This window comes from uncultured Litoreibacter sp., assembly GCF_947501785.1.
In the GTDB taxonomy this organism is placed as follows: domain Bacteria; phylum Pseudomonadota; class Alphaproteobacteria; order Rhodobacterales; family Rhodobacteraceae; genus Litoreibacter.
Genome location: NZ_CANMXB010000001.1, coordinates 3,103,533 through 3,124,354 on the forward strand (window position 1 = coordinate 3,103,533; position 20,822 = coordinate 3,124,354).

Annotated in this window: 25 protein-coding genes and 1 tRNA gene; 14 read left to right on the forward strand and 12 right to left on the reverse strand. The window is 58.3% G+C overall.

Annotated elements, in window-relative coordinates:
* Positions 1–53 precede the first annotated feature (53 nt).
* Positions 54–413, forward strand: a complete 360-nt coding sequence (locus tag Q0899_RS15350; protein WP_299193919.1) for a hypothetical protein — start codon at positions 54–56, stop codon at positions 411–413.
* Here Q0899_RS15350 and Q0899_RS15355 read toward each other — a convergent pair.
* From Q0899_RS15355 to Q0899_RS15365, 3 genes are all read right to left on the reverse strand, one after another.
* Positions 410–640, reverse strand: a complete 231-nt coding sequence (locus Q0899_RS15355; RefSeq protein ID WP_298295471.1) for a DUF6552 family protein — start codon at positions 638–640, stop codon at positions 410–412. The two genes, Q0899_RS15350 and Q0899_RS15355, sit on opposite strands and share 4 nt — an antisense overlap.
* Positions 641–723: 83 nt before the next feature.
* The gene (locus Q0899_RS15360; protein WP_298295474.1) at positions 724–882 is read right to left on the reverse strand and encodes a hypothetical protein; all 159 of its coding nucleotides are present in this window, start codon (positions 880–882) and stop codon (positions 724–726) included.
* Positions 883–913: 31 nt separating this feature from the next.
* Positions 914–1,075, reverse strand: coding sequence for a hypothetical protein (locus Q0899_RS15365; protein WP_298295476.1), 162 nt, complete (start codon positions 1,073–1,075; stop codon positions 914–916).
* Between the two features lie 106 nt (positions 1,076–1,181).
* Here Q0899_RS15365 and Q0899_RS15370 point away from each other — a divergent pair, with 106 nt between their 5' ends.
* Entirely contained in the window at positions 1,182–2,060 is an 879-nt protein-coding gene (locus tag Q0899_RS15370; RefSeq protein WP_298295477.1) for a LysR family transcriptional regulator, read from the forward strand.
* A gap of 85 nt (positions 2,061–2,145) precedes the next feature.
* Here the strand turns inward: Q0899_RS15370 and Q0899_RS15375 are convergent, their stop codons facing one another.
* Complete coding sequence (locus tag Q0899_RS15375) at positions 2,146–2,634, reverse strand: GNAT family N-acetyltransferase (protein ID WP_298361549.1); 489 nt, start codon at positions 2,632–2,634, stop codon at positions 2,146–2,148.
* Positions 2,631–3,215, reverse strand: a complete 585-nt coding sequence (locus tag Q0899_RS15380; RefSeq protein ID WP_298295481.1) for an HD family hydrolase — start codon at positions 3,213–3,215, stop codon at positions 2,631–2,633. The genes Q0899_RS15375 and Q0899_RS15380 overlap by 4 nt, the downstream gene beginning before the upstream one ends.
* 107 nt (positions 3,216–3,322) lie before the next feature.
* On the opposite strand from Q0899_RS15380, the gene ahcY reads away from it, so the two are divergent.
* The 4 genes from ahcY to Q0899_RS15400 all read left to right on the forward strand — a co-directional run bounded on the left by ahcY (position 3,323) and on the right by Q0899_RS15400 (position 6,383).
* A complete protein-coding gene (ahcY, locus tag Q0899_RS15385; protein ID WP_298295483.1) occupies positions 3,323–4,711 on the forward strand; it encodes an adenosylhomocysteinase in 1,389 nt (462 codons plus the stop codon).
* A gap of 10 nt (positions 4,712–4,721) precedes the next feature.
* Positions 4,722–5,192: a DUF922 domain-containing protein gene (locus Q0899_RS15390; protein ID WP_298295485.1), complete on the forward strand. Its 471-nt coding sequence runs from the start codon at positions 4,722–4,724 to the stop codon at positions 5,190–5,192.
* Positions 5,189–5,896 (forward strand): extensin family protein, encoded by a 708-nt coding sequence (locus tag Q0899_RS15395; protein WP_299193923.1) that lies wholly within the window; start codon positions 5,189–5,191, stop codon positions 5,894–5,896. Before Q0899_RS15390 ends, Q0899_RS15395 begins: the two co-directional genes overlap by 4 nt.
* Positions 5,897–6,041: 145 nt before the next feature.
* On the forward strand, positions 6,042–6,383 hold the full coding sequence (locus Q0899_RS15400) for a DUF2853 family protein (RefSeq protein WP_298295495.1): 342 nt from the start codon (positions 6,042–6,044) through the stop codon (positions 6,381–6,383).
* 392 nt (positions 6,384–6,775) lie between these two features.
* Here Q0899_RS15400 and Q0899_RS15405 read toward each other — a convergent pair whose 3' ends face one another.
* The 3 genes from Q0899_RS15405 to tsaD are packed head-to-tail and all read right to left on the reverse strand — an operon-like array spanning position 6,776 to position 9,215.
* Positions 6,776–7,189, reverse strand: a complete 414-nt coding sequence (locus Q0899_RS15405) for an EVE domain-containing protein (RefSeq protein ID WP_298361553.1) — start codon at positions 7,187–7,189, stop codon at positions 6,776–6,778.
* A gap of 2 nt (positions 7,190–7,191) precedes the next feature.
* Positions 7,192–8,136 carry an NAD(P)H-dependent glycerol-3-phosphate dehydrogenase gene (locus Q0899_RS15410; protein WP_298361555.1) on the reverse strand — a complete coding sequence of 315 codons (945 nt, stop codon included), beginning with the start codon at positions 8,134–8,136 and terminating at the stop codon, positions 7,192–7,194.
* Entirely contained in the window at positions 8,133–9,215 is a 1,083-nt protein-coding gene (gene tsaD, locus Q0899_RS15415) for a tRNA (adenosine(37)-N6)-threonylcarbamoyltransferase complex transferase subunit TsaD (protein WP_299195387.1), read from the reverse strand. Before tsaD ends, Q0899_RS15410 begins: the two co-directional genes overlap by 4 nt.
* A 27-nt stretch (positions 9,216–9,242) precedes the next feature.
* On the opposite strand from tsaD, the gene Q0899_RS15420 reads away from it, so the two are divergent.
* The 4 genes from Q0899_RS15420 (at position 9,243) to Q0899_RS15435 (ending at position 12,931) form a co-directional block, all read left to right on the forward strand.
* Positions 9,243–9,971, forward strand: a complete 729-nt coding sequence (locus Q0899_RS15420) for a uroporphyrinogen-III synthase (RefSeq protein ID WP_298361557.1) — start codon at positions 9,243–9,245, stop codon at positions 9,969–9,971.
* A gap of 90 nt (positions 9,972–10,061) precedes the next feature.
* The gene (locus tag Q0899_RS15425; RefSeq protein ID WP_298295503.1) at positions 10,062–11,306 is read left to right on the forward strand and encodes a hypothetical protein; all 1,245 of its coding nucleotides are present in this window, start codon (positions 10,062–10,064) and stop codon (positions 11,304–11,306) included.
* 10 nt (positions 11,307–11,316) lie between these two features.
* Positions 11,317–12,801, forward strand: a complete 1,485-nt coding sequence (locus tag Q0899_RS15430; protein ID WP_298295506.1) for a heme biosynthesis HemY N-terminal domain-containing protein — start codon at positions 11,317–11,319, stop codon at positions 12,799–12,801.
* A 54-nt stretch (positions 12,802–12,855) separates the two neighbouring features.
* Positions 12,856–12,931 (forward strand) — tRNA-Thr (locus tag Q0899_RS15435).
* Positions 12,932–13,282: 351 nt separating this feature from the next.
* Here Q0899_RS15435 and Q0899_RS15440 read toward each other — a convergent pair.
* The 3 genes from Q0899_RS15440 to Q0899_RS15450 all read right to left on the reverse strand — a co-directional run bounded on the left by Q0899_RS15440 (position 13,283) and on the right by Q0899_RS15450 (position 16,075).
* Positions 13,283–13,579, reverse strand: a complete 297-nt coding sequence (locus Q0899_RS15440) for a hypothetical protein (protein WP_298361561.1) — start codon at positions 13,577–13,579, stop codon at positions 13,283–13,285.
* A gap of 235 nt (positions 13,580–13,814) precedes the next feature.
* On the reverse strand, positions 13,815–14,483 hold the full coding sequence (locus Q0899_RS15445; RefSeq protein WP_299193928.1) for a B12-binding domain-containing protein: 669 nt from the start codon (positions 14,481–14,483) through the stop codon (positions 13,815–13,817).
* 392 nt (positions 14,484–14,875) lie between these two features.
* Positions 14,876–16,075, reverse strand: coding sequence for an ROK family transcriptional regulator (locus Q0899_RS15450; RefSeq protein ID WP_299193930.1), 1,200 nt, complete (start codon positions 16,073–16,075; stop codon positions 14,876–14,878).
* Positions 16,076–16,248: 173 nt separating this feature from the next.
* Between Q0899_RS15450 and Q0899_RS15455 the strand changes: the two genes are divergently transcribed.
* The 4 genes from Q0899_RS15455 (at position 16,249) to Q0899_RS15470 (ending at position 20,018) form a co-directional block, all read left to right on the forward strand.
* Positions 16,249–17,268: a sugar ABC transporter substrate-binding protein gene (locus tag Q0899_RS15455; protein WP_298361567.1), complete on the forward strand. Its 1,020-nt coding sequence runs from the start codon at positions 16,249–16,251 to the stop codon at positions 17,266–17,268.
* A gap of 80 nt (positions 17,269–17,348) precedes the next feature.
* Positions 17,349–18,389 (forward strand): ABC transporter permease, encoded by a 1,041-nt coding sequence (locus Q0899_RS15460; protein WP_299193932.1) that lies wholly within the window; start codon positions 17,349–17,351, stop codon positions 18,387–18,389.
* Entirely contained in the window at positions 18,389–19,165 is a 777-nt protein-coding gene (locus tag Q0899_RS15465; RefSeq protein WP_298361571.1) for an ATP-binding cassette domain-containing protein, read from the forward strand. The genes Q0899_RS15460 and Q0899_RS15465 overlap by 1 nt, the downstream gene beginning before the upstream one ends.
* Before the next feature lie 418 nt (positions 19,166–19,583).
* A complete protein-coding gene (locus tag Q0899_RS15470; RefSeq protein WP_299193935.1) occupies positions 19,584–20,018 on the forward strand; it encodes a DUF4275 family protein in 435 nt (144 codons plus the stop codon).
* Positions 20,019–20,338: 320 nt separating this feature from the next.
* On the opposite strand, the gene Q0899_RS15475 is transcribed toward Q0899_RS15470, so the two are convergent.
* Positions 20,339–20,758 (reverse strand): BLUF domain-containing protein, encoded by a 420-nt coding sequence (locus tag Q0899_RS15475; protein ID WP_298299674.1) that lies wholly within the window; start codon positions 20,756–20,758, stop codon positions 20,339–20,341.
* Between the last annotated feature and the right edge of the window lie 64 nt (positions 20,759–20,822).

The following is a 20,822-nucleotide window of genomic DNA, read 5'->3' on the forward strand; positions in this document are numbered from 1 at the left end:
ACGTCTAGATTGCGTATAGGCACCGTGTAGACGCCAAATGATGAACGGGCGGAATGAAACAGCTGGTTTTCTCACTTTTCGGCATGGCTTTGGTTGCAGGGTGCGCGTCGACCGACGGCGCTGCCACAGCGACCAAGACGGACCCGATTCCCTACACGTTGGATAGCCGCGGCATTCAGCTGGTGGCCAGCCCACTGCGGATTGACTTCGGGCGCACCGATCATTCGACCGTGGCCGCGATGGATAAGCTGGTGGGCCAGGGGCCGGTGTCACGCGCTGTGTGCCCCGATGGCAGCCCGTTTGTCGTCTGGGCCGACGGCACGCGGCTGAATTTTCGCGGCGGGGCATTTCGGGGATGGTCCAAGACTGCCGCGGACGGGATCGTGCAAGCCGCAGGGCAAACCTGCGGTTAGGTCGACGCGGCGATACCAGTCAGCATCGCGCCCGCAGCGACAACATGAATCAAAATGATGGCTTTGTCGTTCCATAGCACGCCCACGATAAACCATCCTGCGACGCCAGCCAGAAACAGGTAGATGTTCAATGGTGTGACCCCGAATGCGGTGGCGGTATATCCCAAGATTTGGATGATAGACGCGAGCCATTTGATTGCGAAGGCAGCGTCGAAGGAGGTGTTCATTTTGGGGTTCTCAAAAAAGGCCCGAACGCGGCTAGGGGAGACAAGGCGTTCGGGCAGTGTGATGCGCTGACAGGGTGGCAGCGTCACCAGAAGGTGCGGATGATGGGCTCGTATGTTGAGCCTTCGCGGCGGGTTGCGCGGGGAGATGTGATAGCGCCGCGCCGGTGGGGGTCATGCGCCTCAGCGGGATGCTGATTTCGCTGCTGCGCGTCGAGGATCATCTTGGACAGTGAGTTGAACATGGTACGGCTCCTTTCGGGCGCCTGTTGGGGCCTATTGGAAGTAGGAATAGGGATTGTGGCTGCGCCGCCGGGCGGCCTGCCTGCGATTGGGGTCGGATACGAACCGGTCCGCGTAGGGATTGGTTTTGTCCGGCCAACGGGTGGGTTCCTGGCGGGAAGCGGTCATCAGGGCGTCTGCGATAATTGAAAGCATGGCTTTCTCCTTCATTGCGTCTGTTCTTGATTATTTATGAAGCAATGGGCTTATATATCCGAGTCAGGAAGATTTCGAATATGTAAGTGGAGCTAACAGTACGGCAATGGAATGGCGGGACATCCCTTCTTTATCTGCGTTGCGCGCCTTTGAGGCGATGGCGCGGCTGGGCGGATTTTCTTCTGCGGCGCGGGAACTGAACGTGACCCACGCCGCCATTGCCCAACACGTGCGCGGGTTGGAGGCCGACCTGGGCCAGACACTGGTGATACGCGAAGGCCGTGGCATGGGGTTGACCGAGGCGGGACGCATACTGGCGGCGGCCCTGCAGGACGGATTTGCCGAGATCGCCAACGGCGTCGCCGCCACGCGGGAGCTGGGGGCCGACCGGCCCCTGCAGATCGCCATGACCCCGAGCTTTGCGGAGAACTGGATCATGCCGCGCATTGGCGCGTTTTGGGCGGACCACCCTGAGATCAAACTGGCGCTGGTGCCCGGCTACCCGCTGGTGGATATGAAGCGCGACGGGTTTGATTTGGCAATTCGCTACGGTCGCGGCGGCTGGGACGGGGTGGACGCGGAATATCTGGTCAGCGCAGGCAACGTGGTTGTGGGCACGCCCGAACTTGCGGCGCGGGTCCCCAAAGGCGACATAGCCGCGCTGCAAAAGCAGGTCTGGCTGCAAGAGCCGGGGCGGCAGGAACCCCAGCTTTGGGCCGCCGAGCAGGGGCTGGACTTCTCGAAAATGGACGTCAGAGACTTCAACATGAACACGATGGTCCTGGCGGCGACGCGGGCGGGCTACGGGTTCTCGCTGCAGGGGCGGGCATTGGTCTCGTCGGACCTGAAAGAGGGCAGGCTGGTCAGTGTTTTCGAGCAGGGCCAGTCCACCTTAGCCTACTACATGCTGACGCGGCGCGGCACGGTGACGGGCAAGCTGAAAGTGTTTGTCGACTGGTTACGGGCCAATGCGTCCGACACTTAGCCGAGCGCGTTTGGCGGCTGTCGAATTTGCATATTTTTAGCAGAAAGAAGCCAGGCGTCGTTCTCTTGCGCCGGGCGCGTAAACCTTAATGAGACGGGTCGAGTTTTAGGCGTTTTGTGATGCGGTTCACCGGGGTGCCGTCTTTCAGGGGAACAGCGCGGTCCACCAAATGGTCCCGGAAGCCCATCTTTTCGTAATAGGCCAGCCCGCCCGTATTGTCGGCGCGTATCTTGGCGTAGAGCTCGGAGTAGCCCGCTGCCAGACTTGCGGCCCTGGTGATGTCAAAGAGGGCGGTTCCGACGCCGCGTTGGGTGGTGGTGGGATCGGCAAAAGTGGCGATGCCGCCAATATGGTCATTGGGCGGATCCAGCGCGTCCATCCATTGCATGCCCTGAATGCCATCCACGTTCTCGGCGACATGCAGGAAAGTTTTGCTGTTGCCCGTGAAGAAACGGTCCAGATATCCCGCGTCCAGCGGGTCTTGATATGCGGTGGTGCCGCCGATCTCGATGATCTGGTTCAGGATGTCGATGAGGCGGGGCACATCGGCAGGGGTCGCGGGTCGAATGATCATGGCATCAGCTCGTTGAAGCGGGCGATGAAGTCGGCTTTTACCTCCATCGGCGGGCGCGGTTTCAGCGTTGTGGGCAGCCGTAGGTCGGTGGCGGGCGCGCCGAAGAACTTGTTGCTTTCCTCGATGGAGAAGCCTGCGATCTGGGTGGCCTCCAGCCAGGCGGAGATTTTGTCGGCCTTCTTGATCTGCTTCTTGATCTGCGCGGGGATTGTTGCGGGCAGCCCAAAGCGGATATGGATGGCCGCCGTCAGCCGGTCGTCGAGCTCCGCATAGCCGGGGCCGACGGCGGCTTTTACCGGCGAGATCATGTCACCGATCACATATTCCGGCGCATCGTGAAGCAGCGCGGCCAGCTGCCATTTGGCGGGTTGCGAGGGGTTCATCGCGGTGAACAGACGTTCCACCAAAACGGAGTGTTCTGCGACGGAATAGGGGAACTCACCGAAGGTTTGCCCGTTCCAGCGCGCAACGAAGGACAGCCCGTGGGCGATGTCGTCAATCTCGATATCCATAGGGGTTGGGTCCAGCAGGTCCAGCCTGCGGCCCGACAGCATCCTTTGCCATGCACGTGGTTGTTTCATCTGCGCGTCTCCCTGCGTCACGTTTTCTTCCATGGGGATCACGCATTGTCGAGAGGGCTATGGAGTGCTATCTGCCCCTCAAATTATGAATCTTAGGAGCAGGTCTCATGGCCAATGACTACGTTGTAAAAGACATCAACCTTGCGGAATTTGGCCGCAAGGAGCTGGATATCGCTGAAACCGAAATGCCGGGGCTGATGTCTCTGCGCGAGGAATATGGCGAGAGCAAGCCTTTGACGGGCGCCCGCATCGTGGGTTCGCTGCACATGACCATCCAGACGGCCGTGCTGATTGAGACGCTTGTTGAGCTGGGTGCCGATGTGCGCTGGGCGTCGTGCAACATCTTCTCCACCCAAGATCACGCGGCTGCGGCGATTGCGGCGGGCGGCACGCCTGTGTTTGCGATCAAAGGCCAGTCCCTGGAAGAGCATTGGGACTACCTGGACAAGTCGTTCATGTTCGAAGAGGGCCCGAACCTGATTTTGGACGATGGCGGCGACGCGACATTGTACATCCTGCTGGGTGCGCGCGCCGAAGCGGGCGAAGACGTGATTCCCGTGCCGGGGTCAGAGGAAGAAGTGGCGATCAAGGCGCAGATCAAGAAGCGCATGGAAGCCAGCCCCGGTTGGTTCACCAAGATGCGGGACCAGATTGTTGGCGTCTCTGAGGAGACCACCACCGGCGTTCACCGCCTGTATGATCTGTTCAAGAACGGCCAGCTGCCATTCCCTGCGATCAACGTGAACGATTCGGTCACCAAATCGAAATTCGACAACAAATACGGCTGTAAGGAATCGCTGGTCGACGGCATCCGCCGTGCGACCGACACGATGATGGCCGGTAAAGTGGCTGTCGTCATGGGGTATGGCGATGTGGGCAAAGGCTCGGCAGCGTCGCTGGCGGGTGCGGGTGCACGCGTCAAAGTCACCGAAGTTGACCCGATCTGCGCGTTGCAGGCGGCGATGGACGGCTTTGAGGTTGTGCTGCTGGAAGACGTTGTCTCCACGGCTGACGTGTTCATCACCACCACCGGCAACAAGGACGTGATCCGCATCGAGCATATGCGCGAGATGAAGGACATGGCGATTGTGGGCAACATTGGCCACTTCGACAACGAGATCCAGGTTGCCGCGCTGAAGAACCACAAATGGACCAACATCAAAGAGCAGGTGGACATGATCGAGATGCCGAACGGGCACCGTCTGATCCTGCTGTCCGAGGGCCGTTTGCTGAACCTTGGCAACGCCACGGGCCACCCCTCGTTTGTGATGTCGGCATCGTTCACCAACCAGGTTCTGGCGCAGATCGAGCTGTGGACCAACGGCGAGGCCTACAAGAACGAGGTCTACATCCTGCCAAAGCATCTGGACGAGAAAGTGGCGCGTTTGCACCTGGCCCGCATCGGCGTGAAGCTGTCGAAGCTGGACAAAGAGCAGGCGGACTATATTGGCGTGGCGCAAGACGGCCCGTTCAAGCCAGAGCATTACCGCTACTAACGGCGTGGGCGTGAAGCGTCTCACTTCATTCATCATTGTGTCGGGGCTGCTTGCGGCCCCGGCATTCGCTGCCCCGAAAATCACGGAGCAGACCAAGACCTACCCCGTCAGCGCGACCACCGCGACCGGCCTGAAGGCGGAGATGGAGCGGCGCGGGCCGAAAGGCTTCTGGGCCTATACCAGCTGGAACATCCGCTGGACCGCCGGATGCGCGGTCCGTGTGAAAGTGGTCTACACGCTGCCCAAACACAAAAACCCGTCCGCCATGAGCCCCGCCGTGCGCAAGGCGTTCGATGCGATGTTGGCCGCCCTTGTGGACCACGAGAAGCAACATGGCGCCAACGGCATCAACGCCGCGCGCGAGATTGACCGCGCGGGTTGCAATGGCGGGCAGCGCATCATCCGCAAATACAACAAGGCGGACCGCGATCTTGACCGGCGCACCAACCATGGGGCCAAGACCGGCGTGATTCTGCGGTGAGGGCGTTTCTGCGACTGGCGGTCGCGGTCGCGGGGCTTTGCCTTATCGGGGGGCTGGGCTTCCTGGCCCTGACCCACCCCAGCACCCCGGTACCGCGCGAATGGAACCCAACCAAGCGCCTTTACCTGTCCGACCCTGTGACCTTGATGACGCCGTGGAAGCTGGACGCGGCCACCTCGGAGGCCGCGCTTTGCAAGGAGGTACTGGCCGAGGGGCGGGTGACGTTTCGCGACATGGCTGACCGGGAGATCTCGGAACTGTGTCACATCCGCGGACGTGTGACGTTGGAGGCCGTGGGGGCCGCGCGCTTGAAACCGGTGGAGACAACCTGCGCTGTGGCCCTGCGCACCGCCATGTGGGAACGCCACGGGTTGCAACCGGCGGCACAAGCACATCTGGGCACGACCATCACCGGGATCGGGCATTTCTCCAGCTACAACTGCCGCCAAATCCGCAGCACGGGCGGCACTGGCGGCAGAATGAGCCTGCATGCCACGGCGGAGGCCATTGACGTGTTTGGCTTTACGCTGGCGGATGGCCGCCAACTGGTGATGAAGCGCGACTGGGACCGGGAAAACGCGTTTTTCAAAGCGGCGCGGGACAGCGCATGTACCTGGTTCAAGACAACTTTGGGCCCCGATTACAACGCGCTCCATGCCGACCATTTTCATCTGCAGTCGCGCGGTTGGGGCACCTGCCGGTAACCTGCCACCTTTTACGGGGAAATCGCGGCGAATTTTTCCTTTGTTTTGGCTTTCTTACCCTTTACCGTCTGGCCCAAGGCCAAACTGACAGGCCGAATGGCTCCCGATCTTGGGGGCGGGACAACACTTGGTGGGAGATGCTCCAATGGGCAAGAGAGACGACCTGATCGCGCAATATGCGGACGACCTGAAGAACAAATGTGGCATGACGCCAGACATGGACCTGTTGACGAAAGTCACCATCGGTTGCGGTCCGGCGATTTACAACGCGGACGCGTCCACTGTCGCGGGCAGCCAGGAGGAAGAGCTGGAAACCGTGAAAAACAACTTCCTGATCAAGAAGCTGGGCCTGTCTGACAGCCCCGCATTGATGGACGCGATCAACGCGGTTCTAACCACATACGGCCAATCCGAGCGCAACAAATACCGCGCGGTTGTCTATTACATGCTGACCAAGCATTTCGGCAAAGAGTCCGTTTACGGCTAAGGATATCGGACAATTCGATGTCTTGCGCCCGCCTGCTCAGGCGGGCGTTTTTCATTGTCGGTCGAGTTTGAATAGAATTGCGCGGGCAATTCCTTTGCCAGCAGGCGGCGCGCACGGTAGGGTTTCTCAAATCCTGCCAGTACGGCCGGACCCGATATTTCTATGACTGACACGTGTGGTGCGAAACCGAAGACGCGTGGGGTGGAAAGGGGTTCAGCCGGGGGGCTGGGCCCCTTCGTTCAGTCAGACTCCCGATCCGCGCGCCGCTCTGCGAAATTGTGCGCCTTTGGCGCGCGTGATGGTTTTGCGTTCGCCACGCAGGCTTGGGGGCTCTGCCCCATCGTCGCTGACGCTCCTCCCCCCGGGATATTTCCCGAACATGGAAAGGAAAATCACACGCCACCCATGGCGCAGATGATGTCCCACTCCGCCTTGGTGACCGGCTGCACGGACAGGCGTGAGTTTTTCACCAGCACCATATCGGCGAGGCGCGGATCAGCTTTGACCTGGTCGAGATGGACCGGCGATTTGAGAGGCCCCAGCGCCTTGATGTCTACGCAGTCCCAGCGGTCATCCTCGGTTGTGCTGTCTTGATGCGCCTCGGCGATAACTTCGACCGTGCCGACAATTTCGCGGTCCTTTTGGGAGTGGTAGAAAAAGCCCTGATCGCCAAGCTTCATCTCCCGCATGAAGTTGCGCGCCTGATAGTTGCGCACGCCGTCCCATTCTTCGCCCGCCTCGCCCTTGGCGACCTGCTGGTCCCATGACCAGGTCGACGTTTCCGATTTGAACAGCCAATAGGCCATGATCAGTCCTCCTGTTCCGATTTGAGCGGACGCGACAGCAGCGCGTCCAGCGCCTGGGGCATCGTGATCTGACCCGACACGAGGCCCGCGACGACCTTTGTGACGGGCATGTCCACCCCGTGTTTGGCCGCGAGCTTCAGCGTCGCCTGCGCCGTTGCGCGGCCTTCAACGGTTTTGCCTTCGGGCGGCGTCGTGCCCGCCCCGAGCGCAAAGCCGAAACTGTAGTTGCGCGACTGCGGCGAGGTGCAGGTCAGCGCCAGGTCGCCGAAACCTGCAAGGCCCTGCAAGGTTTCGGGGGACGCCCCAAGTTTGAGCGCCAGCCGGTTGGTTTCGGCCATCCCGCGCGTCATCAACGCGGCGCGTGCGCTTTCGCCAAGCCCCGCGCCCATGCAAATGCCGCAGGCAATCGCGATAACATTTTTGAGCGCCCCGCCAAGTTCGGCCCCCGTAGGGTCGTCAGAGAGATAAAGCCGCAATGTGTCGGAAGACAGCGCCTGCTGCAGCGCCGCGCCCATCTCCGGGTCGGCGCAGGCCAGCGTCAGCGCCGTCGGCTTGCCCTGCGAGATATCGGTGGCGAAACTGGGGCCGGTGAGGATGGCCGATGGGCAATCCAGCGCGCCGGCCAGCACATCGGTCGGACCGCGCGCGGTGTCGAGCTCGATGCCCTTGCAGCAGGCGATCGCCGCCTTGGGGGTGCCGACCAGCCCCTCGAGATATCCTGACAGCGCCTGCATTGGTATCGCCAGCAGCAAGATGTCGTCCGGCCCGATGCGGGGGGCCGGGTCCAGTGCGATATGGTCGGGCAGCTCAACGTCCGGCAGCCGGGGGCTGCGGCGGGTGGCAATCATGGCGCCCATGTTGCGTGCGGTCAGCGTCAGGGGGCGTTCAATGGCCAAGGCCAAAGCGGTGCCAAAGGCCCCGGCACCTGCAACGATAATCCTGCTCATGCTTTCGCCCCTTTCTTGCCCGATCCAAGCATCGCGGGCGCGGTGTCGTCCAGCGGCCATCTGGGTCGCGCGGCCAGTGACATGTCGTCGACCAAACCCAGACGGAGGCGCTCGATGCCTGCCCAGGCGATCATGGCGGCGTTGTCTGTGCACAAAGCCATTGGCGGCGCGATGAACCTTGCCCCCGCCTCATTGGCCACCTGCTCCAACGCGGCGCGGATGGTTTTGTTGGCCGCGACGCCGCCGGCAACCGCTATGGCGGGGGCATGCGAGTGCTGCAACGCGCGCCGGGTCTTCTTGGCCAGCACATCGCATACGGCGGCCTGAAAGCTGGCGGCCAGATCGCTTTGGTCCTGCCGGTAAAGCCCGCCATGTTCTGCGACCAGCGCATCGCGTGCCCGCAACGTGGCTGTTTTCAGGCCTGAGAAAGACATGTTGCAGCCGTCTCGGTCCAGCAGGGGGCGGGGCAGATTGAAGCGCTTGGGGTCGCCCTGCAGGGCGGATGTTTCGATGTTGGGGCCGCCCGGCTGCGGCAGCCCGATCAGCTTGGCGACCTTGTCGAAGGCTTCGCCGGGGGCGTCGTCGATCGTGCCCCCAAGCCGGGTGAATTTGGTGGCCGACTGCGCCAGCAGGAACTGGCAATGCCCGCCGGACACCAGCAGCAACAGGTAGGGAAACTCCAGCCCGTCTGTCAGGCGCGGCGTCAACGCGTGACCTGCCAGGTGGTTGACCCCGATCAGCGGTTTGTCCGCGCCAGCCGCGAGCCCCTTTGCGCACATTACCCCCGACATGACCCCACCGATCAGGCCGGGGCCAGCGGTGACGGCAATCGCGTCGACCTCAGGCAGGGCCACACCGGCCTTGGTCAGCGCGGCCTCGACCATATGGTCCAACTTTTCGGCATGCGCGCGGGCCGCAATCTCGGGCACGACGCCGCCGAAATTGGCGTGCAGGTCGGTCTGCCCAAACACTTCGGAAGACAGGATTTGCGCGGGTTGCCCGTCGCGCGCCCGCACCACGGCGGCGGCGGTGTCGTCACAGCTGCTTTCGATGCCAAGGAGAGTGAGCGTGCGGGGCAATGTGGCGTCCATTATTGTGTACGGCTTATGGGCGAGGTAACACTGCCCCATGCCCCTTACAATGCCCACCCGTTTCTGATGCGCGTCCTTTTGACCAGGCCTCTGGCCCAGTCGGAGGGCTTCGCCGCGCAGATCAGGGCCCGTTACGGGGAGGGCGTGCAGACGGCCATTTGCCCTTTGGTCGAGATCGTCTTTTTGCCGGTCGAGGTGGATTTTAGCGGGTTTGACGCCGTGGTGTTCACCTCCCAAAACGGGGTGGCGGCGTATCACAGGTTGGGCGGGCCAGCCCGCTTATCGGCCTACTGTGTCGGGGACCGGACCGCGCAGGCCGCCAGGGGGCTTGGGATGGAGGCCTTTTCGGCCGACGGGGACGTGCGCGCATTGAACGCGCTGGTGGCGAAGAAGGCGAATGGCGCGAAGCTGGCGCATCTGAGCGGCCGCGACGTCGCGGGCAAAATTGACGGAAATATCACCCGAATTGAGGCCTATTATCAGGCGCCAGTGGAGCCCAGCCCAGCGTTGCAGGCCCTGTTGGCACATGACGACACCCTGATTGTGCCGTTGTTTTCGGCGCAAGGCGCGCGCCGGTTTGGTGCGGCCATCGGGCAAGGCACGCGCGCCGGTTTGCACGCCATTTGCATGAGCAAAGCCGTCGCGGACCAGCTTGACCCTGCGCAATTCAAGGAAATCCGCCACGACGGGCCGCCTACCGCAAAGGGCATGTTGGACAAAATGTCCGACTTCTTCCCCCCCTGATCAGCTTGAGGCCAGCCAAAATTCCGGGCTATGTTCAACAGCGGCTTGAATTTCGCGACTCGCCCGCCCGTCATTTAGAGGATGTCTGCTTTGGCCAAATCACCCAAGTCCCCGCCGCGAAAGAAGCGCACTCCGGCGAAACCGAAGCCCAAAACCACGCCCAAGCTGACGGACGCCGTGATCGAGGCCAAAGTTGTGGACGAGGTGGTGGCGACGGAAGCCGTGGATGCGGCGCAAGACAGCCCGGTGGCAGAACAGGCCAAGGATGCGACGTCGCGGGACAAGGCTCCGGAAGCCGAGGATGCCCCCGCCGACACGCCCGCGGACGCCGATACTGCCCCGCGTGACGCAGCAACCGACGCGCCTTCGCCCTATATGGCGCAAGAGGGCCGGTCGAGCGGGCTGGTCCCCACAGTTCTGGGTGGTGTCATCGCCGGGGCCATCGGGTTCGGCGCAGCGCTGCTGATTTTCCCGGAGGGGTGGCGCGAAAAGGATGACACGCTGGTGACCAGCCTTCAGGCAAGCCTTGCCGAGCAGCAGGAAAGCCTGTCCGGCCTGACTGACCAGATTGGCGACCTGAGCGGGCGCTTCGAGGTTGACATAAGCGCCCTGCGCGACGATCTGGCCGAGAAGGCAACCGCCGTTGGGGCCCTGGGTGAGCGGCTGGAGAACCTCACAAAAGGCGACGGCAGTGTGGCCCTGCCCGAAGACGTGCAGCTGCTGCTGAACGCGCAGAAGGAACAGATTTCCGCGCTGACGGCTGATGTTGCCGAAATGGCTGCGGCGGCGAAAGAACGGATTGCAGCGGCGACCCAACAACAGGAAACCGCAGAACAGGCGGAGGCACGCGTCAAGGCGCGGGGTGCATTGCAGGTGATCCGGCTGGCGCTGGTCAGCGGGGAGCCTTTTGCCGACGCACTGGTTGATGTTGCACCGGCCACCGATGTGCCCGCCGGGCTGCAAGCCGTGGCGGCTGACGGCGCGCCGACCGCGGCAGAGCTTCAAGCGCAATACCCCGTTGCAGCGCGGGCTGCTTTGGCAAAGGCCATCCGCGAAGATGCGGGCGATGACACATCAAGCCGCCTGAAGCTGTTCCTGCAAGATCAGCTGGGCGCACGGTCCCTCACCCCACAGGAAGGCGATGACGCGGATGCGGTGTTGTCCCGCGCCGAGGCGGCGGTAAAGGCCGACGACCTGGCAACGGCCCTGCAGGAAATTGACGCGCTGTCAGATGTGGCGAAGGCGGAATTTGCCGACTGGCAGGCGGATGCCAAACTGAGAATGGACGCGGTAAGCGGATTTGAAGCGGTCTCTGACGCGCTGAACGGGAATTAGGATAGACGTTATGGTATGGTCACTGGTCAAAATTCTGATTTTCGTTGCGGCAATCATCGGGCTGACGCTTGGGGTGTCCTCACTGCTGGAGACCAGCGGGCAGGTGCGGGTCGAGGTTGCGGAGCGGGAATTTACCCTGACGCCGTTGGTCACATTGGTGGGCCTCGCCCTGATGCTGTTCGCCTTCTGGGTCGTGCTGAAGCTGCTGAACCTGCTGGTCGCGGTGTTCCGCTTCCTCAACGGCGATGAAACCGCCATTTCGCGCTATTTTGACCGCTCGCGGGAACGCAAAGGGTTTGAGGCACTGGCGGATGGCCTGATGGCGCTAGCCTCCGGCGAAAGCCGCGCGGCCATGGCGAAGGCCGCGAAGGCGGAAAAATACCTCAAACGCCCTGAGTTGACCAACCTGATCACCGCGCAAGCCGCCGAGCAATCCGGCGACACCCGCAAGGCGCAGGAAGTTTACAAACGCCTGCTGACGGATGAGCGGACGCGGTTCGTTGGCGTGCGCGGGATTATGAAACAGAAATTGGCTGAGGGCGACACCGGCACCGCCCTGAAGCTGGCGGAAAAGGCCTTCGCGCTGAAGCCCAAGCACGAAGAAACGCAGGACGTTCTGCTGAAATTGCAGGCCGGTTCCGAGGATTGGTCCGGCGCGCGCAAGACGCTGAACGCCAAGCTGAAACACGGCTCCCTGCCGCGTGACGTGCACAAACGCCGCGACGCGGTGCTGGCGCTGTCGGAGGCCAAGGATATCATCGAAGACGGCAACACCATCGAGGCGCGCGAAACCGCCATCGAGGCCAACCGCCTGTCGCCTGACCTGATCCCCGCCGCCATAATGGCCGCACGAACCTACATAGAGCAGGGCAAGAAACGCTACGCTGGCCGGGTGCTGAAAAAGGCATGGGACGCGCAGCCCCACCCTGAGCTGGCCGCGTGCTACGCCGAGATCGAACCTGACGAAACCCCGCAAGCCCGGATCAAGCGCTTCAATGGGTTGACCAAAAGCTCGGCGACCCATGCTGAAAGCAAGATGCTGCAGGCCGAGCTGAACATCGCCGCAGAAGACTTCCCCGAAGCGCGCCGCTCCTTGGGCGATCTGGTTGACACCCAACCCAACGCCCGGACATTGACCATCATGGCCGCGATTGAGCGCGGTGAAGGGGCTGACGACGCCGTGGTGCGCGGCTGGCTGGCCAAAGCGCTCAGCGCCCCGCGCGGCCCGCAATGGGTTTGCGAAAACTGCCAACAGGTGCATGGCAGCTGGGAACCGGTATGCAACAACTGCCAAAGCTTCGACACGCTCAGCTGGAAAGAGCCTCCGCAGGCCGAGGTGGTCCCAACGTCTGGCGCAGAGATGCTGCCCCTGATCGTGGGCGCACTGGAAGACAAGTCCGAGGACGAGCCCGAGGCCGTCGAAGAGCACGTGGTCGAGGTCATCTCGACCGATGTGGTTGAGCCAGAGGACGCGCCCTCTGACGACAAGAAATAGGTCGCCCAAAGCGGCTTGAATTCGGTTGGGTGAGCGTTTAAATCGCCCAGCACCGCCTCAATAGCTCAGCTGGTAGAGCAGGTCCTTCGTAAGGACAAGGTCGGGGGTTCGAGTCCCTCTTGAGGCACCAAAAACTAACATAAAATATATATAAAACAGTAACCTAGAAAGTTTGTGGAAATTGTAACCACCTATTTACCCACCCAGATGCGAGTGATGTTTGTGCAGATGCCGAGTTCGCGACGGCAATCGCCTGCAATCCGACGGCTTCGAATGCACCCAGTCGCCGATGTCGCGCCGCTCAAGTATGTCTCAAATGAGCAGAAAACGGAATTTGCAAAGTTTCGAGAGCGGCCCATTCCGGACTTTCGCCCCACCTTCAAGATGCTGCGGTCGCAGCCCGCATTGCCGCCATTCGCTGCACCCGCAAAGCCACATGAAGGTCGGGCTCACACATTGCGGGACTTCGCTGCCTTTCTCGCTATTCGTAGACAACGCCCGGTTCCAAAACTTCAAAGCCTATAATTTCGAATTCATACATGCCGCTCTGGTCGGATTTTTCGGCTCGGGCAATCAGCTTGCCTTCCTCACTCCGAAAAACCGCATGGGCTGTGTGAATCGCTCGATAACAATGGCTTCCGTCCGGATAGATGTATTTCAACAATGGATTGGTCTCCTGGAAAACCGGCTGTGCCGGAAGTTGCGTTGAATTGAAACTCGCATATTCACAGACCAACAATGTACTTTTTTCTGCTGTCGGTTCTCTGCGTTGCAACATTCAACAGAATGGGCTCTACGCGGCCACTAGATCGAACGCAGCATCTTGCCTGTTAGGTTCCGCCGCCACTGGTAAAGTCGGCCCAAACCCGAGATTGACCCACCGTACGCCATGCTGCGCTTGCAGCCCGCTTAACGGTCATTCGCCGCGATAGCGAAAGTTCGAAGTGGGTGAATGGTAATGGAACGAGACAATACCGTCGTTCGAAAGCAACCAGTTCGCATGCAGTTTTGCGTCAGGTCGTTTGCTCGACCAAGTCATCCAACATTTGCTCAGCTTCCTCAAAGCTTTTCGCCGATGCATCAACACCCAATAGCCTAATGGGATGTTCGTCGACAGCTACAAGCGAACCCGACACGAGTATTCTTACGTCCGGTCGGCTGACCCTGACGCTCCGCACCAAATTGTAGAGTTGGTGCATTGAATTCTTCGAACCAATTGACAACCCTAAGATGGTTGCTGGCGAGTGCTCAATTTCAGATAGCAATTTGGCATGGCTCAAGTGAGTTATCAAACGTATCTGCCAGCCCTTCGACCTTTGAATATTGGCAGCCATACGCAACCCTGCAGTGTGCTCATCTCCCGGGACGGTAGCAAAAAAAGCTTGGCGTTTCGGCAGTCCGTCGATAGTTGGCTTCGGACATGCGTACTCTTTTACTATCTGTTCCAGTCGAACCATAGCTACGTGCACCTCTAGGAAGGTCACACGGTCTTCGTTCCAAAAGTCATCAAATCGTTCGGCAACGGGTTTCAGCACGTCAAAATACAAATTGTGTATCGAAAGGCCTTGAGACATGAGCCTAGCGGCGGCAGAAGAGCCGCCACGGACGCCACCAGTGCAGAGCGTTTGGCACAATCCATCCCTGTCATCATCTGAAATATGAAAATTCTTACCTGACCGCATCTACCTCCCGCCTTCGCCGTTTGACGTAGTGACGAGGCATCAGGATGTAAAGCTTGAGGTGAGGGAACGCTGGTGTAGAACAAACCAGCCTCTCAATTCACGGAAAGGCTGGTGATCCTCCCTTGGCTGAAGCTTGCAAAATTGCGGCTCTGGATGTTTGGAACCGCATGCCAATGGATCGCTCAACCTAAAATAACCAGTCGACGTCTAGCTCGGCCCATTGCAGACCAACGCCCGACCATCAGGATGCTGCATCAGCAGCCCGCAAAGCTGGCATTCGTAACGCGTGAGAAATTGAATGCTGCTCTAACCCACGGTCCGCCGGTCGAAGCCGACCTTCGCAGCATCTGCTTTAAGGTCTGGAAATGGCGCATTGCGTTCATTGGTTGGCGTCACGCGGTATCTGACAGCCCCGCGTTTGATTTCAACAGAAACTGCGACCAAATTGGCCCGCAGGCCGCGCCTATTTCGCGTGCTTTCCGACCCATTTCCCCGGCTTCAATCTTTGGTGGGATGAGACCTCGGGTATCTTGGTTGGAAATGTAGCGGCGGGTTCGTTCAACCAATGTTCGTTTCACATCCAGAGGTAGACCGCCGTCGATTAAGATCGCCTCAAAATCGATAACCGCGCAGGTCGACAGGGCGGCTTTGGCAAGTTCTTGAGCGGTTTGCCTGATCCAAGGTTCAACGTAGCGTTCGTACGAGCTCCAGTCGTCATTGCTCCAAAGGCCGCTTGGGTCCAAGCCAACTTCGGCAAGACGCGCTTCTAAAAGATGAATGGAAGCGATGTCGATCAACTGTCTGCTTTCGCCATTTGGCCCGACACTTCGAAGTGATCCGAGAGCACCTGCGTTACCTTGATGGCCTTCGAAAACCGAGTGGTTCAGGACGATACCGCCACCCACGAAGGCCGCCACAAAGAAATATGCATAGTCTCTAAATTCTTTGCCGCGTCCGTAGACGTGTTCTGCACGACATGCAGCGGTGGCGTCATTGACCACATGTACTGGGAGGTCAGAGAACTCGGCAATTTCGTCTTGGAAGCCAATGTCTTTCCAGAGCGCAAATTCTTCGGCAGTGGCCCCAACCATTTCATGCCAATTCCAAAGTTCAAACGGAGCGGCGACACCGATACCGCAAATCCGATCTTGCAGCTTCTCTGGTAAAACATCCGTCAACTCAGTGATGCCAGAACGCAAAAAGCTGAACAATTCATCCGGCAACGGGTAGTCAAAACTGGTCGTAGCCTCAGCGCGTACTGACCCGACGAAATCCATCAAGACAATTTTTGCGTTGCGTCTTCCGATGTTAATTCCAAACGAAAAAACACCATCAGCGGCAAGTAACATTGGCACAGACGGCTTGCCAACTTTGCCCTTAACTGGCGTGCCTTTTTCAAGCAATCCATCTTTTTCTAGCTTCCTGAGAATAACCGAGACCGTTTGTGGAGACAGGCCTGCAATCCGAGCGAGATCGCTACCGGGCACCGGGCCATTTCGCTGTAGCATGGAAAGGAGTAGTCGTTCGTTATGGTTGCGTAAACCGCTTTGATTTACGCCGCCACTTAAAGTTCTGATCTTTGACCCGTCCATATAAATAGGCCTTATACGCATTAATCTGCAGGTATAAAGCTACATTCCATAATTAATAAATCAAGTTTATTTATTAATTGACAGTATTGAAAGAATCAGTTTTCCTAAGGTCAGTTCCGTCACTTGCGCGGAAGTTCGCTCCGTTTATTCGGATCAACGTCTGGGAGGACAACATGAAGAAATTACTCGCCACATCCGCTGTTGCATTGACTGCCTTGTCCGGCGCAGCTTTTGCTGATGGCCATGCAGTAACAGCCTGCTTGATTACAAAAACTGACACCAACCCCTTCTTCGTAAAGATGAAAGAGGGGGCAGAAGCCAAAGCCGCAGAGCTTGGCATGACACTTAAATCCTTCGCCGGTAAAGTTGACGGCGACCACGAAACACAGGTGGCGGCGATTGAGACCTGCATCGCTGATGGTGCAAAGGGCATCTTGTTGACCGCATCCGACACCTCCTCCATCGTGTCTTCTGTTCAACAAGCCCGCGACGCCGGTTTGGTCGTCATTGCTCTCGATACACCGCTGTCTCCGATTGATGCCGCAGACATGACATTCGCTACAGACAACTTCCTTGCCGGCGAATTGATCGGCAAGTGGGCCGCTGCAAAATTGGGTGATGATGCCGCGAACGCAAAAATCGCAATGCTTGATCTGGCCGTATCCCAACCGACCGTTGGCGTTTTGCGCGACCAAGGCTTTTTGCAAGGCTTCGGAATCGAACTGGGCGACCCGAACAAGTGGGGCGACGAAGATGACCCACGGATTGTCGGCAATGACGTAACCGCCGGTAATGAAGAAGGCGGTCGTAAGGCGATGGAAAACCTTCTGGCGAAAGACCCAGAGATCAACGTTGTCTACACCATCAACGAGCCAGCCGCTGCCGGTGCGTATGAAGCTTTGAAATCCATCGGCCGCGAGAATGACGTTCTCATCGTTTCCGTTGATGGTGGTTGCCCCGGTGTTGAGAACATCAAAGACGGCGTGATCGGTGCAACGTCGCAGCAATACCCATTATTGATGGCATCCAAAGGTGTTGAGGCAATTGCGGCTTGGGCGAAAGACGGAACCAAGCCAGCAAACACGCCGGGCAAGGATTTCTTTGACACGGGCGTTGCGTTGGTCACTGACGAACCTGCGGATGGCGTTGACAGCATTGATACCACTGAGGGCACAAACCTCTGCTGGGGCTAATGACGATCCGGCAAGAACTGACATAAGCTAACAAGAAGGGGCGGCATTGCTCGCCCCTTTTACTTAAGCGGAGGGGCACCATGTCAAACGTGAACACAACAGAAGACGGCATCGCAAAGTTTGACTCTCCACACCGCGGTGTTGTTGGGACAATCCAGCATTGGCTGCATATAAACCCAGCCTTGGTCCCTCTGATCGTACTGGTCGCATCGATTGTGGTTTTCGGCCTTTTGTTGGGGTCAAAGTTCTTCTCCCCGTTCGCACTGACACTCATACTGCAACAAGTTCAGATCGTGGGCATCGTTGCAGCTGCTCAATCGCTTGTGATCCTAACGGCTGGCATCGACCTAAGTGTTGGGGCCATTGCGGTCATCTCATCCGTGGTGATGGGACAATTTACATTTCGGTATGGCTTGCCCGTTGAAGTTGCAGTCGCTTGTGGTTTGATCGTGGGAACGGCCGTCGGATACCTCAACGGATGGCTCATCGCAGTCATGAAGCTGCCCCCGTTTATCGTCACGCTTGGCATGTGGCAGATCGTTTTGGCCGCGAACTTCTTGTACTCTGCCAACGAGACAATCCGCAGCCAAGACATCGCAAAAAACGCAGCCCTTTTGCAGCTCCTCGGGGCGAAATTCAAAATCGGCGGAGCGGTGTTTACAGTCGGCGTTCTATTCATGGTCATATTGGTCATCATGCTGGCCTATATCCTCCGTCACACCGCATGGGGTCGTCACGTCTACGCGGTTGGGGACGATCCAGAAGCAGCAGAACTATCTGGGGTCAACGTTAAAGGCACATTGATCTCAGTCTATGCAGTGGCAGGTTTGATCTGTGGATTTGCAGGCTGGGCGTTGATCGGTCGCATCGGATCGGTATCACCGACATCAGGCCAGCTTCTCAACATCGAAAGCATTACGGCTGTGGTAATCGGGGGCATATCGTTATTCGGTGGACGCGGATCGATCCTTGGTACCTTCTTCGGTGCGCTCATTGTCGGCGTCTTCACCCTTGGCCTGCGTCTAATGGGTGCCGACGCCCAATGGACGTATCTCTTGATCGGCGTCCTCATCATCGCCGCCGTCGCCGTTGATCAATGGATTAGAAAGGTATCAGCCTAATGGAACCCATTCTCAAAGGTCGTGGCCTCGTTAAACGCTACGGTAAAGTTACAGCACTTGATCATTGCGATTTCGATCTAATGCCGGGCGAAATTTTAGCCGTAATTGGCGACAACGGTGCCGGAAAATCATCGCTGATCAAGGCAGTCTCCGGTGCCGTTATCCCAGATGAAGGCGAAGTGTTTTTGGAAGGTGAACGGATCAATTTCAAATCCCCCATCCAAGCGCGTGAGGCGGGAATCGAAACGGTTTACCAAACGCTTGCCATGTCGCCGGCGCTGTCGATTGCAGACAACATGTTCATGGGGCGCGAAATCCGCAAACAGGGTTTTATGGGAACCGTAATGCGTCAACTTGATCGCGCCAAAATGGAGAAGATGGCCCGTGATAAGCTCACCGAGCTTGGCCTGATGACAATCCAAAACATCAACCAAGCGGTTGAAACACTATCAGGAGGCCAACGCCAAGGCGTCGCCGTTGCGCGCGCTGCAGCCTTTGGGTCTAAAGTGATTATCCTTGATGAGCCCACAGCGGCTTTGGGTGTTAAGGAATCCCGAAAAGTTCTGGAGTTGATCCAAGATGTCAAATCGCGCGGCATCCCGATCATTCTAATCAGCCACAACATGCCTCACGTTTTCGAGGTGGCCGACCGTATCCACATTCACCGCTTGGGCAAACGGTTGTGCGTGATCAATCCAAAAGACTACACAATGTCCGACGCAGTAGCCTTCATGACTGGAGCGAAAGACGCACCAAGAGAAGGGTTGGCCGCCTAGGCCGACTGCCGTGCCTGGCTCTGTTTCGTTGAGCAACTGATCCAATAGTTCGCATCTTGATTGATGTTAGTTTCAACTAGGACGTAAGTGCGAACGGCCTAAAAATCGAATGACGCCTTTCACAAAGCCCGGTCATTAGTGGTTAACTCAGCATCAGTCGGTCTAGGTTCTCTGCCGCCATCGGAGCAATCGCAGCATCTGTTCGGCAATGGAGGCTCGAACCGATACGGACGGCCCTAGGCTGCCTTTACCCGGTCAGATAGATGCTGCGGTGCAGGCCGTCAAACCAGCCATTCGGTCACTTCGTTTCTTCCTATGATTGGTAGACGAAGGGTTCTTGGCCTTGGCGTTAGACAGGAGTTAGATCTAGAGCGATGTTTGTCGGCATGAAGAAATGCAACAGAAAGCCAGCTCAAGAATGAGCCTCGGAACCATTCAGATTGAGAACAGCCTTTCGGATCACGATGTCGACTTTCAGTGTGTTCCCGCGAGCGAGAGCGAACGCCTTAGGAAACAGTGGTTAAACTGCTATGCAGCGAGAGTGAAAAAAGAGACTGGTGCTTGGATTCACAATCGCTTTCGGTGGCATGGCTTTAGCTATGGACTTCAAGCCGCTGTTGCAGGGTTGGATGCGACTATTGCCTATCAAGCCTTATGGCCGGCGCCCTATTTTGTTTTCGAAGAGGAGAACACTTGGGCGTATGCTTGCACCTCTGACAGGTACCCCGACCTTACTTCTCTGCAAGCCGACATATATGTTGCGCACCATAACATGAACTGGACGATGGTCTTTACGCATGAACAACCAGAAATCGGACCGTATCTTGCCATGAAATCAAAGAATGTTAGCTGACGGCCCAAAACAGACATTTGCATTAGGCCACTAAGGTTGGCATTGCGGGGCAAGCCTGTCGTTCAATTTCTACAGCTGATTGACCGCTTTGGGCGGAAAGCAGACTTTCGCTGCACTGACCACTTTAGCGCTCCAAAAGTTGAGAAGCAGACATTCGAAAGCTATTCCATCACCACACAGGTTTTTCCGAACTGGGGGAGAACAGCAGCGAAAATTGGTGCAATCGTCGCGGACATTGAAAGCAAACCGTCAGCGTTGAACCGTATCAGTCAATGAGTGGGTTAGTCACGAAGCCCTATACCTAGTGGCAATGATTTAGCCTATTCGCGACTCTTCGCACTCTTGGCGAGGGCTTCAAATAATTGTCGATAGTCTGATGGCGTTGCGCGCTCGATTGCGCCTGCTGAGACCTCGGATGGGCTCCAGATCACCGATTTTGCGGGATCATGAAGCATGGACCATTCTTCAAACAAACGGTTGGAAATCGGTTCTGACAAAAGTGTCTTTACATTGAGGTGCCGGTCGTCGCGCCTTATTCGTGTAAGGGTTGCCCGCACTTTTGCGGGAGGGCCTTCGAGCAGTTGGAGATAGACATCGTGTCGGCAGACAAGCGCTCCGGTCACGTCGTCTCGCATGTTGCATTTGCGCGCATCTAGAAGGATGCCGCTGAGTGTTGGGTTGTCATATCCGAATGGCTGAGAGGCGTAGATGATCTGTATAAGGTCTGTGATGAGCGTCACTCCCGGTAAGGCCAAAAGATGCAATACGCGGACCGAAGATCGATGCGCGCAACCGTTGGTCTTG

Bases quoted from the DNA above. Each gene is read 5' to 3' on its own strand.
- Q0899_RS15450 (WP_299193930.1), bottom strand. From the start codon at position 16,075: ATGGACGGGTCAAAGATCAGAACTTTAAGTGGCGGCGTAAATCAAAGC.
- Q0899_RS15405 (WP_298361553.1), bottom strand. From the start codon at position 7,189: ATGGCCTATTGGCTGTTCAAATCGGAAACGTCGACCTGGTCATGGGAC.
- Q0899_RS15455 (WP_298361567.1), top strand. From the start codon at position 16,249: ATGAAGAAATTACTCGCCACATCCGCTGTTGCATTGACTGCCTTGTCC.
- ahcY (WP_298295483.1), top strand. From the start codon at position 3,323: ATGGCCAATGACTACGTTGTAAAAGACATCAACCTTGCGGAATTTGGC.
- Q0899_RS15365 (WP_298295476.1), bottom strand. From the start codon at position 1,075: ATGCTTTCAATTATCGCAGACGCCCTGATGACCGCTTCCCGCCAGGAA.
- Q0899_RS15350 (WP_299193919.1), top strand. From the start codon at position 54: ATGAAACAGCTGGTTTTCTCACTTTTCGGCATGGCTTTGGTTGCAGGG.
- Q0899_RS15465 (WP_298361571.1), top strand. From the start codon at position 18,389: ATGGAACCCATTCTCAAAGGTCGTGGCCTCGTTAAACGCTACGGTAAA.
- Q0899_RS15355 (WP_298295471.1), bottom strand. From the start codon at position 640: ATGAACACCTCCTTCGACGCTGCCTTCGCAATCAAATGGCTCGCGTCT.
- Q0899_RS15360 (WP_298295474.1), bottom strand. From the start codon at position 882: ATGTTCAACTCACTGTCCAAGATGATCCTCGACGCGCAGCAGCGAAAT.
- Q0899_RS15410 (WP_298361555.1), bottom strand. From the start codon at position 8,136: ATGAGCAGGATTATCGTTGCAGGTGCCGGGGCCTTTGGCACCGCTTTG.
- Q0899_RS15440 (WP_298361561.1), bottom strand. From the start codon at position 13,579: ATGTTGCAACGCAGAGAACCGACAGCAGAAAAAAGTACATTGTTGGTC.
- Q0899_RS15430 (WP_298295506.1), top strand. From the start codon at position 11,317: ATGGTATGGTCACTGGTCAAAATTCTGATTTTCGTTGCGGCAATCATC.
- Q0899_RS15380 (WP_298295481.1), bottom strand. From the start codon at position 3,215: ATGAAACAACCACGTGCATGGCAAAGGATGCTGTCGGGCCGCAGGCTG.
- Q0899_RS15460 (WP_299193932.1), top strand. From the start codon at position 17,349: ATGTCAAACGTGAACACAACAGAAGACGGCATCGCAAAGTTTGACTCT.
- Q0899_RS15470 (WP_299193935.1), top strand. From the start codon at position 19,584: ATGAGCCTCGGAACCATTCAGATTGAGAACAGCCTTTCGGATCACGAT.
- Q0899_RS15400 (WP_298295495.1), top strand. From the start codon at position 6,042: ATGGGCAAGAGAGACGACCTGATCGCGCAATATGCGGACGACCTGAAG.
- Q0899_RS15445 (WP_299193928.1), bottom strand. From the start codon at position 14,483: ATGCGGTCAGGTAAGAATTTTCATATTTCAGATGATGACAGGGATGGA.
- Q0899_RS15420 (WP_298361557.1), top strand. From the start codon at position 9,243: ATGGGCGAGGTAACACTGCCCCATGCCCCTTACAATGCCCACCCGTTT.
- Q0899_RS15375 (WP_298361549.1), bottom strand. From the start codon at position 2,634: ATGATCATTCGACCCGCGACCCCTGCCGATGTGCCCCGCCTCATCGAC.
- Q0899_RS15370 (WP_298295477.1), top strand. From the start codon at position 1,182: ATGGAATGGCGGGACATCCCTTCTTTATCTGCGTTGCGCGCCTTTGAG.